At 64.4% G+C, this 12,582-nt stretch carries 8 protein-coding genes, 1 tRNA gene and 1 pseudogene; 6 read left to right on the top strand and 4 right to left on the bottom strand.

The features are described 5' to 3' along the window. Positions 1-229 precede the first annotated feature (229 nt). On the bottom strand, positions 230-1,231 hold the full coding sequence (locus tag ACTIAO_RS15125) for a LacI family DNA-binding transcriptional regulator (protein ID WP_036322782.1): 1,002 nt from the start codon (positions 1,229-1,231) through the stop codon (positions 230-232). Positions 1,232-1,484: 253 nt separating this feature from the next. Between ACTIAO_RS15125 and ACTIAO_RS15120 the strand changes: the two genes are divergently transcribed. After that, positions 1,485-4,358, top strand: coding sequence for a DUF5722 domain-containing protein (locus ACTIAO_RS15120; protein ID WP_051216650.1), 2,874 nt, complete (start codon positions 1,485-1,487; stop codon positions 4,356-4,358). Positions 4,359-4,505: 147 nt separating this feature from the next. Here ACTIAO_RS15120 and ACTIAO_RS15115 read toward each other — a convergent pair whose 3' ends face one another. Further along, a complete protein-coding gene (locus tag ACTIAO_RS15115) occupies positions 4,506-5,531 on the bottom strand; it encodes a LacI family DNA-binding transcriptional regulator (RefSeq protein WP_441907010.1) in 1,026 nt (341 codons plus the stop codon). A gap of 119 nt (positions 5,532-5,650) precedes the next feature. Between ACTIAO_RS15115 and ACTIAO_RS15110 the strand changes: the two genes are divergently transcribed. The 5 genes from ACTIAO_RS15110 (at position 5,651) to ACTIAO_RS15090 (ending at position 11,902) form a co-directional block, all read left to right on the top strand. Next, entirely contained in the window at positions 5,651-6,949 is a 1,299-nt protein-coding gene (locus tag ACTIAO_RS15110; RefSeq protein ID WP_051216651.1) for an ABC transporter substrate-binding protein, read from the top strand. A gap of 59 nt (positions 6,950-7,008) precedes the next feature. Next, on the top strand, positions 7,009-7,905 hold the full coding sequence (locus ACTIAO_RS15105) for a carbohydrate ABC transporter permease (protein WP_029153480.1): 897 nt from the start codon (positions 7,009-7,011) through the stop codon (positions 7,903-7,905). Further along, positions 7,902-8,729 carry a carbohydrate ABC transporter permease gene (locus ACTIAO_RS15100; protein ID WP_029153481.1) on the top strand — a complete coding sequence of 276 codons (828 nt, stop codon included), beginning with the start codon at positions 7,902-7,904 and terminating at the stop codon, positions 8,727-8,729. Before ACTIAO_RS15105 ends, ACTIAO_RS15100 begins: the two co-directional genes overlap by 4 nt. 17 nt (positions 8,730-8,746) lie before the next feature. Then, on the top strand, positions 8,747-11,554 hold the full coding sequence (locus tag ACTIAO_RS15095) for an alpha-L-rhamnosidase (protein ID WP_051216652.1): 2,808 nt from the start codon (positions 8,747-8,749) through the stop codon (positions 11,552-11,554). 78 nt (positions 11,555-11,632) lie between these two features. Continuing rightward, positions 11,633-11,902 (top strand): hypothetical protein, encoded by a 270-nt coding sequence (locus tag ACTIAO_RS15090; RefSeq protein WP_157560524.1) that lies wholly within the window; start codon positions 11,633-11,635, stop codon positions 11,900-11,902. A 91-nt stretch (positions 11,903-11,993) separates the two neighbouring features. Here the strand turns inward: ACTIAO_RS15090 and ACTIAO_RS15085 are convergent. Both ACTIAO_RS15085 and ACTIAO_RS15080 read right to left on the bottom strand, forming a co-directional pair. Then, positions 11,994-12,064 (bottom strand) — tRNA-Gly (locus tag ACTIAO_RS15085). Between the two features lie 344 nt (positions 12,065-12,408). Next, positions 12,409-12,504 (bottom strand): annotated as a pseudogene (locus tag ACTIAO_RS15080) (IS5/IS1182 family transposase); the annotation flags it as partial. Between the last annotated feature and the right edge of the window lie 78 nt (positions 12,505-12,582).

Genomic DNA, 12,582 nt, shown 5'->3' with positions numbered 1-12,582 from the left:
CCGCTGATCATGCCAGCTGAGCCCACCCCAGGCTCATCGGTGGATCGAGGTTTAGTGTGCGACCGGGTAACCGCAATCCGTTACTCGCGACTGCGGTGATTGAACACGACGACGGCAGAAGCCGGGCGGGCGCCAACGGCGAGGTCCGGGGGAGCGGTACCGGGCATCCGATCGGCGTCGTTGTGCGTCGCGTCAGCGCCGCGTTCCGACCGCGAGCTGCTGACGCGGTTCAGCTGGCGCGCAGAGAGCTGTGGCGCACGATTAGCTCGGGCTGGATGACCATCCGCCGCGTCGCGGGCCGGGCCAGGGCACGGGCCTGATCTGAGACGAGGTCGACTGCGCTGCGCCCGAACTCGACGCGGGGTCGCCGGACGGACGACAGCGGGATGGCCGAAGCTGCAGCGAAGTCGACGTCGTCGTAGCCGACGATCGCGATATCGTGCGGCACGGCGATCGTTCCCGTACGAACGAACGATTCGATCATGCCGATCGCGAGCGAGTCGTTGGCCGCGAATACGCCGTCAGGTCGATCGTCCTCACGGCGGCGGGCAATGGAGTCACCGGCGGCGATGCCCGACATCACGGAGCGATCATCGGTTGCGATGATCTCCATCTGCACCCCCGAGAAGTCCTCGATCGCCGACTGCGCTCCGCGGAGCCGCTGCGCGATCTGATGCGTCTTCGTTTCGCCGCCGACGAAGGCGATGCGCCGGCATCCCTGCTGCACCAGGTGAGACACAGCTTGCCTCGATCCGGCGACGTCGTCGATGGAACAGGAAGAGAATCGGTCCGTATCGGGATACGCATCCATGAGAACGGTCGGGATGCCGCTGCTGTGCAGCAGGTCGAGCTCCGCGTTCTTCGTCTGTCCCGACGCGAGGATGACCCCGTAGACGCGCTGTTGGACGAGCAGGCCGACGTACGCGGCCTCGCGTTCGGCGTCACCGCTCGCGCTGACGATCGAGAGGAACAGGTCGTCCTCGGTTGCGCGGCGCTCCATCGCCTCGGCGACCTCGCCGAAGAACGGGTTGTTCAGCTCTAGGGCCACGAGCGCGATCGTGCGGCTGCGGCCGGACTTCAGTTGCCGGGCGGCCTCGTTGCGGGTGTACCCGAGCTCGGCGATCGCCGCGCGAATGCGCGCCTGCATCTCCGGAGATACGCGTTGGGGAGTATTGAGATATTTCGATACCGTTCCGAGCGCGACGGATGCGTGACCCGCCACGTCCTTCATGCTGACCACGTCATGTTTCCTTCCCGCGGGCGGGCTTGCCATTGCGCCCTCGTATGACGATCATCGGATAGTGTAACGTTTCACTCGGCGAGGACGCCCCCAGCCACGCCTGAAAAATTCAACGGAGAATCAGAACAGGAGCACACGCGTGTCATATCAGATCGGAAATTCACGCGCCGGTAATCGGCGCGCCTCCTCTTTACGACGACGACCGGGCGCACGCATCGCTGGGGCCCTCGCTATCCTGCTGGGCATGTTGGCATCCGTGCTCGTCCCGTCCGCGGCGTTCGCGGCAGAGACGCCGGCGTGGACGTTCGACACCCCCGGCGACACGCAGGGATGGACCGTGGGCAACGGCGTGCCGTCGCTCGAGGCCACCGAGCGCGGCCTTGAAGTGCAGATCTCGGGCGACGATCCCTGGATCGCCTCGCCGGACTTCGATCTCGACGCCGAGGCGATGAACACCCTCGTCATCAGCGCGGAGAACGCGACGGGCAACACCGCCGGCAAGATTTATTGGCAGACGGCCGACTCTCCGGGCTATTCCGAGACCATGGCGCAGACTTTCGAGCTGCGGCCGGACGAGTCGGCGCCGAGCGAGTATCGCGTAGATCTGCGAGGAATCTCGTCGTGGGCGGGCACGATCACGAAGTTGCGCATCGACACGGGTGAAAACGCCACGAGCGACGGCACGGTGACGGTCACCTCCGTCGGATTCGACCTCAACGAGGAGGAGCTGCCGAACCCTGAGGAAGAGGACCGTGATCCGGTCGACCACATCGGTCACGTCGACCCGGTGGCGGCGACTGATGACCAGATCCACGTGACGGGTGCGGCGCGTGAGGACGCGGATGAGTTCCGGCTTTACGAGCTCGACGCCTGGGAGTATGAGACGGACATCGATAGCGCGGATCTGCTCGATGCGCAGCCGGCGGCATCGGAAGACTTTTCCTTCGCCGTGTCGCGGTTCGACGGCGAGCGCGACCGTCTGACCTCGAAGTTCCTCGTCGTGGCGGCCACGGGCGACGATGTCGCCTACGTCGATTCGGCACAGTACGCGAGCGACCTCGATTTCGCCGCGGAGAACGACTTCGCCTTCCCCGAGCCGCCGACGAAGAAGGGGCTGCAGGTGCAGATGACCGATGATGCCGAGGAACTCGGTGTCGGTCACGCGGCCATCAACGTTGCCTTCGATCGGTTGCTGCTGCCCGACGACCTCGGGCCGGAGAAGACGATCCCCTTCTCCTACGACGGCGAGACGTACTACTTCGATCGGGAGTATGCGGAGGAAAGCGATCAGGCGATCAAACCGCTCTCGGACAACGGCATGCTCGTCAACCTGATCCTGATCGTCTACGACGACGATAAATCGAACCCGGGCGCGCCCGACCTGCTCATCCATCCCGACGCCGCCCGCGGCCAGGGGACGGTCTACGCGTTCAACACGGTTGACGACAACTCACGGTTCTTCCGAGCAACGCTGGCCTTCCTCGCCGACCGGTACAGCCGTGAGGATCAGGCTAACGGTCGCGCGGTCGGCTGGATCGTCGGCAACGAGGTGAACAGTCCCTGGGTCTGGCAGAACCGTGGCGAGGCGAGCGTCAACACATTCATGGACGACTACGAGAGGGCGCTGCGGTGGACCTACTTAGCGACGAGTCGCGAGTACGACAAGGCGCGCACCTACATCTCGCTCGACCACTTCTGGAACCAGTCGATGAACCCATCTCAGCAGTACCGGTACTACTCGGGACGGGCACTCCTCGACCGGCTGCAGGAGCTCACGCAGGAGACGGGAGACTTCCCCTGGAACGTCGCCCACCATCCTTACCCGGAGGATCTGTTCGATCCTGCCGTGTGGAATGACGAGACGGCGACTGACTCGTTCGACACCATGCGCATCACGTTCAAGAACCTGCAGGTGCTCTCGGAGTATCTCAGTCAGGACGCGTTCCTCGACGAGGGGAAGCTGCGGCACATCATCTTGTCGGAGCAGGGATTCAATACGCCGTCATCCGACGAGGCCGACGAAGAACTGCAGGCAGCTGCATATGCCTACGGCTATTATCGCGCCGTGTCGACACCCGGGATCGACTCGTTCATCCTGCACCGCCATGTCGACCACAAGGTCGAGGGCGGTCTGCGGCTCGGGCTGTGGACGTGGGACGACGAACATGAAGAGGACTCGTCTCCCGGCGAACGTAAGCGCATCTACGACGTGTTCCGCTACATCGACACTGTCGAGGGGAGCGAGCACACCGCGTTCGCGCCTGCGATCATCGGCGAGGAATCGTGGGAAGACATCTTCCCAGGTCTCGACATCGAGGCGCAGGGCACTCGCCCGCTGCCGGCGGAGATGCCGATCTCGATCGAGGAGGCCGCTTCCGGCGAGGACGCACTCGAGATCCAAGTCCCACTGCCGGACGAGCGCTGGGTCTCGAGCGAGAACGCGAAGGGCGTGGAGACCGGTGACGGCGTCACGGTCGATTTCGCGGCGCTCGACAAGCTCTGGCGCGGCATCGTGCATCCCGCGCAAGAGCCTATCGATGCGAGGGATGCGCCTCTGCTGCGCTTCGGACTCGACGTCCCCGGAACGAACGCCGACAACGGGCGGGTCGCGAAGGTGAAGGTCTACTCAGGCGACGAGGTCGCCTTCGGAACGGCCGAGCTCACGGGAGAGAAAGCCACTGTCACGGTCGATCTTGGTTCGTGGGACCGGACGGAGGCCATCGATCGGGTGAAGATCTGGGTCCGAGGTTCGTCGAACGCCGACTGGGACGGTACCTTCACCGTGACCGGCGCCGGCTTCGCCTCCGACGCGCCCGACGAGGAGCCGGAGCCGGAGCAGCCGGGACAGCCGGCTCCTGAGGATCCGGAGCCGGAACAGCCCGCGCCGGAGCAGCCGGGTCCCGTGGAGCCGGAGCCGACAGCGCCCGTTCCAGAGCAACCGGGTCCGGAGGATCCCTCCGGCGAGCAGCCTAGGTCGGGTGAGGATCCCGGTGAGGGCGACGAGCCACTGGCGCCGACCGGCACCGACGCGGCGTCAATGCTGGGTGCTGTGAGCATCCTGCTTGTGCTGGGCGGGTGCCTGATCTGGCGTGCGTCGCGCCGCATCGCTACGAAGTGAGCACGAGCATGTTCCGCCTTCCGCTGCATCGCGCGGAAGGCGGAACATGCCTATCGGTCGCGCGATGCGGGGGCGCGCCGGCGTCGTGAGTACCTCGCATACGACGTAGGGGCCTCTGTTGCCGCGATGGCCCTCGTCTGCGCGGGGTCACCAGAGCGGCGGAGCTGTAGAGTGTCTCACTTCGAGGGTCGGAAGAAGGTCGACTCGGCGGGGCTCGCGACGGCCTTCGATGCGCTCGATCATGAGGCGAATGGCGTTTGCGCCGAGCTCGAAACCATGCTGGTTGACCGTAGTCAGCATGACGCGCGAGTGCGCGGCGACCGCAATTCCGTCGTAGCCGACGATGGACAGGCGTTCCGGAGGGAGATCGGCTTCGGCAGCTGCGCGGAGAGCACCCATCGCTAGGGTGTCGTTGCCTGCGAACAACGCCCGGGGGCGATCGTCGGATGAGATGAGCTGCCGTGTAGTCGCATACGCGGCTTCCTCATCGATGCCGGTGAGGAGGACGTGCTCAGCGAGACCCGCGGCCGCCATGCGCTCTCGGTAGCGTTCGAGGCGCCGCATATGAGGATCGGTAGCCCCGGTCATGAGCTCGGGCGAGACTGTGAGATGAGTGATCAGCGTATGTCCGAGAGTGAGCAGATGGTCCATCACGAGGTCGGTTCCGGCGCTGTCCCGTCCAGTGACGGCGTCGTACTCCTCGGCCTCGGCGTGGCGTCCGATCATGACGACGGGCATCGACAAGGCGAGGTTCTCGAGCCAATCGGGGGCGAGCAGCGGGGCGATGACGACGATGCCGTCGACCTGGCGGTCGGCGAGGCTTTCGATGGCTTCGCTCGCGCGCGCAAGCGAGCTGACGTGTGCCGCGATGAGCTGGTAGCCTGTGCCCTCCATGCCAGCGATCGCGCCGCTGACGATCTGAGAGAAGAACTCGTTCTCGACCTGGGGAATCTGGATGCCGATGGTGAAGCTCGATCCCCGCATCGCGCGGGCCGCGACGCGGGGCCGATAATCTAGCTGCTCGATCGCTGTTCTTACTCGTTCACGCATGTCGTCGCTCACGCCGTAGGCGTCGCGCAATACCTTCGAGACGGCAGCTCGAGAGACGCCGGCTACGCGGGCGACATCTTGGATCGTGGCTGCTCGACCGCGTGGGGATGCGTGGGTTGACATTGTCCTCCTCTCGCGGCTACCTTAGCTAGGTCGTCGCGATAGTAAGCGGCGGTCCGTTCGATGTAGATCGGTCTACACAAATGTAGATCGATTTACGCCAGCTTACAAGGAGGTAACTGATGGCTTTTCCGTCGCGAAAACGCTTCATGGTTGTGGGATTGGGTGTTCTGTCTTCGATCGCCGTCGTCGGATGCGGTGCCGCGTCGGATGACGGCACTACTCGAGTTTCGTTCGTCGTGGATAACTCGTCGACCATGGTCGACACCGCCACGGCCCTGGTCGAGGCGTTTGAAGCCGAGAATTCCGACATCTCGGTCGCTCTCGAGACTCGTCCGTCGGGTACCGAGGGCGACAACCTCATCAAGACCCGGCTGTCCACGGGCGAGATGGAGGACGTCTTCCTGTATAATGCCGGTTCGCTTCTGAATGCGCTCAACCCCGATGAAACCCTCGTCGACCTGTCTGAGGAGGAGTGGATGGAGGGCCTCAATCAGGACTTCATCGATGTCGTCAGCGGCGACGAGGGGGTTTATGGGGCGCCATTGGGAACGACCTCGGCCGGCGGCGTAATTTACAACAAGCCCATCTACGACGAGCTCGGGCTCGAGATCCCGGACACCTGGGACGAATTCATGGCGAACAATGCCGTGATTCAGGACGCCGGAATCGTGCCCGTGGTGCAGACCTTCGGCGACACGCACAGTAGCCAGTATTTCGTGTTGAGCGACTTCGCCAACGTCGTCGCCGCCGACCCCGAATGGGCCGAGGAATACACCGCGAATAACCGCAGCTTCGCTGAGGAGCCCGCGCTCGCGGGTTTCCAGCGTCTGCAGGACGTCTACGACGCCGGGTATCTCAACCCCGACTTCGCCAGCGCGACCGTCGACGACGGCACCCGCATGGTGGCCGAGGGCACCGCAGCCCACTACCCGGTTGCATCCGGCATTATCGCCACGATCCAGCAGAACTCTCCGGAGTACGTCGAGGACGTGCGCTTCTTCGCACAGCCTGCAGACGACGCCGCCAACACGCAGGCGACCATCTGGCAGTCCAACGCGGTCTACATCCCGCGAACCACGGAAGGCGACGAGCTCGAGGCGGCGAAGGCATTCGTCGCGTTCTTGAACAGCCCAGCCGGCTGTGACATTCAGAACGAGATGGGTTCCGCGGCGGGCCCGTACGCGGGCCTGTGCGAGCTCGACGATGACGAGCCCTCGCTGCTCTCCGACATCCAAACGTACGTCGACGAGGGGCGCAGTGCATCCGCGCTCGAGTATCTCTCTCCCATCAAGGGACCGAACCTCGAGAACCTCGCGGTTGAGGCCGGGTCAGGCATCTCGACGGCCGAGGAGGCCGCCGCGCGCTACGACGAGGACGTCAAGAAGCAGGCGCAGCAGCTGGGCCTCGAGGGCTGGTGACGGCCCGCTATCGGAATGGGGCCGGCACTCCTGAGCGCCGGCCCCCGCAACGGAATCTCATGATCAGAAAAACACCTGCCCCCCGTCGGCGGGCGCAGCCGCTACGGTCCGCCTACCCGCTGTGGTTCTACGTACCGGCGCTCGTCCTCTATGCCGTTTTCTTCGCGGTCCCAACCTTCGCATCGTTCTACTTCAGCCTTACGCGCTGGTCGCTCTTCGATATCGAGTTCATCGGTTTCGAGAACTTCGTGCAGTTCTTCAGTGAGCCGCAGCTGCTTCAGGGGTTCATCAACACCTTCGTCTACGGCTTCCTCACCTCCGCGGCGAAGGTCGTGCTCGGCCTCGCGCTGGCAGTGCTGCTGACGACCCAGCTCGTCGGGAAGTCCTTCCTCCGGTCGGTGGTGTTCTTTCCCGTGCTTGTCTCCACGATCGGCATCGGAGTCACCTTCAAGGCGCTTCTCGATCCCTTCGACGGGCTCGTCAACGCGGTGCTCGGATTCTTCGGCCTGGAAGGGCCGGGTTGGCTCACCGATCCGAGCCTGGCGCTGCTGACCGTGGCGGGAGTGGACATCTGGAAGGGGCTCGGCATTGCGACTCTCATCTACATTGCGGGTATCGCTGCGATCCCTCAGGAGTATTACGAGGCCGCACGCATCGACGGAGCGAGCGCGTGGCGCAGCTTTCGCAGCATCACCCTTCCCCTCGTCCAGCCCGCGACGGCGACTGTCGTGACGCTCTCGCTCATCGGCGGATTGCGCTCGTTCGACCTCATCTGGGCGATGACGAAGGGTGGGCCTGGTTTCACGAGCGACGTCGTGGCGTCTGTCATTTACAAGCAGTACCAAGCGGGCTTCTACGGGCTGTCTACGGCTGGCAACGTCATCCTCTTCGTTGTCGTCACGGCGATCATGGTGCCGGTTACGGTCGCCCTGAATCGGAAGGAGGTTGAGCGATGAGAATTTTCCAGCGCTGGTCTCTGGGGATCATCTCGATCCTCGTCTCAATCGTCGTCTTCATCGTCCCCTTCGCTTTCATCTTCTTGACCGCCTCCAAAACCGCGAGTGAGGCGTCGCGATTCGAATTCACCTGGCCCACGACGTGGGCGTTCATCGAGAACGTCGTCACTGTCTGGCAGTACCGCGACGGGATCCTTCAGCGCGCGTTCGTCAACAGCACCGTGCTCACGGTTGCGAGCGTCGTCCTCATGGTCGTGTTTGCGGCCATGGTCGGGTACCTGCTCAACCGTCGGCGCTCGCGCTGGAATCGCCTCATCAACGCGCTCGTGCTCGCGGGGCTGATCGTGCCGCCCGCCATCGTCCCGACGATCTGGGTTCTTCAGGAGATAGGGCTGTTCAAGACGCTGCCGGGCCTCATCCTCGTAGAGGCGACGTTCGGTCTGTCGTTCTGCATCGTGATGTTCCGCGCCTTTGTCGGCACGATCCCGCGGGAGCTTGACGAAGCAGCGCTCGTCGACGGCGCCGGCCCCATAAGGCTGTTCTTCACCGTCGTGCTCCCGCTGCTGCGCCCCGTCATCGTCACGGTCGTCGTCGTGCAGTCCGTGACGGTGTTCAACGATTTCGTGAACCCGCTCTACTTCCTGCCGGGAGACGCCAACGCGACCGTGCAACTGACTCTGTACAACTTCCAGTCGCAGTCCGTGAGCCAATGGAACCTCCTGTTTATGGACGTTCTGCTCATCACCGTTCCCCCGCTCATCATGTACATCTTCTTCAACCGTCAGATCGTCACTGGCATGACCGCAGGGGCGATCAAAGGATGACCACCACAAGGAATCAGATGAACTCTTCCAGCCCTGCTCCTCGCGTCACCCGTGTGCGCCTCGAGCGCCGCAACGATGGCGCTTTCGCCGACAGCCCCAGCCCTCGCTTGAGCTGGATGGTCGAGACCTCAGCATCAGGATGGCGTCAAGCGCGCGCAGAAGTGCGCCTCGATGCAACGCAGACGGTCGCGATCCAGTCCGACGAGTCCGTGTTCCTTGATTGGCCCTTCGCACCGATCGCGCCCTACGCTCGCCATCGTGTTGAGGTGCGAGTGACCGGCGCCGATGGGATCACCGGGGACTGGAGCGATCCCGTCGAAGTGCGGGCGGTGTTCGTGCCGGAGAAAGATTGGCGGGCCGACTTCATTGCGCTGGCAGAACCGCCTACGGCGGCCGCTCCCGCGTTGCTGCGCGCCGAGTTCGACATTGATCGCGCCGTCGCATCGGCGACGCTGTTTTCCACTGCGCGAGGCGTCTACCAGGCGGTCGTCAATGGGCAAGACGTCGACGACGCGGTGCTCAAGCCGGGCTGGACGGTTTATCAGTCCCGCCTGCTCCACGACGCCGTCGATGTCACCGCTCTTGTGCGCAGTGGGCGCAACGCCCTCGGCATCCGTCTGGCCGGAGGATGGTGGACGGAAGAATGGGGCTTTGCCGGCGCTGGTCAACGGTTCTACGGCGAGCAACCGGACGCACTCGCGCAGCTGCGTGTGGAGTACGTCGACGGAACCGTGCTCACCATCGCCACGGATGAACGATGGCGTGCGGCTAACGGGCCGGTCGTATCGAGCAGCCTCTATCACGGCGAGCGAATCGACCGGCGAATCGACCGAACGGGCTGGGCAGAACCGGGGTACGACGACTCGACCTGGGCGCCCGTTGCCGTCTCCCCGAGGGACATCGTTCCTGAGGCGATGATCGCCGAACCTGTGCGACGCACCCAAGAGGTCGCCGTCGAGCAAGTCATTACGACGCCGACAGGCGCGACGATCCTCGACTTCGGCCAGAACCTCGTGGGTTGGCTGCGCGTGCGTGCCACCGGGGAAGGCGGCGATGTCATCACTGTGCGGCACGCTGAGGTGCTCGAGCACGGTGAGCTGGGCACACGGCCCCTGCGCTACGCCCGCGCTACCGACGAGTTCGTCCTGAGCGGCGGAGAGGACGTGTTTGAACCGGAGTTCACGTTCCACGGCTTCCGATACGCGCAGATCGACGGATGGCCGGGGGAGCTCGACATTCGTGACGTTACGGCGATCGTGGTCGGCAGCGACATGCGGCGCACGGGGTGGTTTGAGAGCTCGCACGACCTCGTCAATCGCCTGCACGAGAACGTCGTCTGGGGGATGCGCGGGAACTTCCTCTCCGTGCCCACCGATTGTCCGCAGCGCGACGAGCGCTTGGGATGGACGGGGGATATTCAGGTGTTCGCTCCCACGGCGTCGTTCCTCTTCGACTCCGATGCCTTCTTGAGCTCCTGGCTGCGCGACGTCGCGATCGAGCAGACGGCGCGCGATGGGGTCTGTCCGATCATCGTGCCGCAGGTTCTCGAGTGGGGCGACTTTCCCGCGGCCGCGTGGGGAGACGCCGCCGCGATCGTTCCCGGGGTGCTGTTCGAACGCTTTGCCGACCGTCGCGCGCTCGCCGAGCATTATCCGCACATGCGAGCGTGGGCGGATGTCCTAGTCGGGCTCGCCGGCGACCGCATGCTCTGGGAGGGCGGATTCCAGTTCGGTGACTGGCTGGACCCCGACGCGCCCCCGGAACAGGCTGAAGCGGCCAAGACGGACCCTGACATCGTCGCGAGCGCCTACTTCTTCGCCGCAACGAGGGCCGTTGCCCGCGCCGCGGACGAGCTCGGGATAGCGGACGATGCGCACCACTACGCAACTCTGGCTGAAGAGGCCCGCCAGGCGTGGATCCGCGAATACACGACTAAGGGAGGACGCATCGTCTCCGACGCTCCCACGGCCTATGCTCTCGCCGTCGGCTTCGACCTCGTCACGGGTGAGGCGCGTCAGCGCATGGGCGACCGCCTCGCCAAGCTCGTGCGTCGCGGCGGCTATCGCATCTCCACGGGCTTCGTCGGCACTCCGCTCATCCAAGACGCGCTGACGACGACCGGCCATGCCGACGTTGCGCGGAGACTGCTGCTGCAGACTCGCGTCCCCTCGTGGCTCTACGCGGTGACCATGGGCGCCACGACCATTTGGGAGCGTTGGGACAGCATGCTTCCCGACGGCAGCATCAACCCCGGGGAGATGACGTCCTTCAACCACTATGCGTTCGGCGCAATCGCGGATTGGCTGCATCGATCGTTGGCGGGCCTCGCATGCGAGGCTCCGGGATGGCGTCGCCAGCGGATCGCTCCCGTGCCGCTCCACGGTTTCTCGCACGCGTCTGCTCGCCACGAGACGCCGTACGGGATTGCATCGTCCGGCTGGGAGGAGAAGGACGGCGCGATCGTCGTGCGAGCAGTGGTTCCGCCGAACACTACGGCGGTCGTCGCGTTGCCGGGAGCCGAGCTCTTCGAGGTTGGCTCCGGCACGCATACGTGGACTATCGCTGACCCGCGGCCGGTTCTTGAGCTGCCTTCGCTGTCGGTCGATTCGTCGCTGGGCGCATTCGTTGACGACGAGCACGCGCGTCAGGTCGTGGTTGAGGCCATCGCAAGCGTGGACGCGACGGCGGCTACCGCCTTCGACGCCATGGCCAAATGGGAAGACGGAACGCGTCTGACCGCTGGCGCGCCTATGGTATCCAGCGACGCCATTGCGGCTGTTTCCCGAGCTCTTGCAGAGCTGAACACCGCTCGCGCACGCGCTTGACCTTCCCCTGCTGTGGCGGACGACGTCCGCCACAGCAGGGAGCGAGAGGTTTGCACGTAGCTCGGTTAATCTGAGCGGATGTCGACCTCGCCACTCACCAATCTGTCGCCGTCGGTCCGTCGGCTCTTGGTAGTGGGATGCATCGTACTGATCGTCGTTTTCAGCTCCGGCACGCTGTGGTCGGCGACGGCCTGGATTCTTGACGGCGCCGATGCTGAGGCGTACTTCCCGGGACGAGGCGGAAACACCTCCGTCGACGCGTGGAAGACCACCCTGCTCTACGGCGCGCTGGCAGGGTTCTCGTGTTGGGGCCTGCGCGGACTGCTCAAAAGTCGCAACGCTCAGTAGTCGGCTGTTGAACCGAACCGCCCCCAGTTGAGGCTGGAAAGCGTCGGGCTCAACAGAGCTGAAGTGTCTCATCGACAGTGAGAACTCACCGAGGGGCTGACGGGAATCGAACCCGCGCTATCTGCTTGGGAAGCAGAAGTTCTACCATTGAACTACAGCCCCGGAGCTATTCTGCCGCGTAATCACGCGGTAGAACGGCGTTCGCTCAGAATACACGCTGGGGCTTTTTGCGTCGAATCCATCGTTTGCCCACCGCTTTGCGCATCGGATCGCATCGGGCGGGCGAACTTCTCGAGGACCACGGAGACGTCGGGCGCCTTGATGATCTGCACGCCGTAGCGCTGCTTGGTCGTGGTGAGCCACCGAAGGGCCGCGCCCGCCCCGGAGCACCTGAACTCCTCGACTCGAATGAGGCGCGGCGCTGCCCATTCGTCAGCGCATCGCTCCTGCTTCGACTCGACGGGCCCGAAGGGTGTCGGGCGGTTCCCGTGGATGACGTGCGCGAGCTCTCGATTCCAGGCGATGACGGCGTTGAGGACGGCTGCGGCGCGGTAGATGACCGCGTGTTTGTCGTAGCGGGTGGCGAGCCCGCGTCACTGCTTGATCTTGCAGTAGTTGCGCTCGATTGGAGTGGACCCCGAAAGTTGGACTCGGAATCAAAATCCTACGGGCTTGGCAGG

Origin of the sequence: Microbacterium sp. (genome assembly GCF_052099035.1) — a bacterium.
Classification (GTDB): Bacteria; Actinomycetota; Actinomycetes; order Actinomycetales; family Microbacteriaceae; genus Microbacterium.
This window is presented reverse-complemented; position numbering and strand designations above follow the sequence as displayed.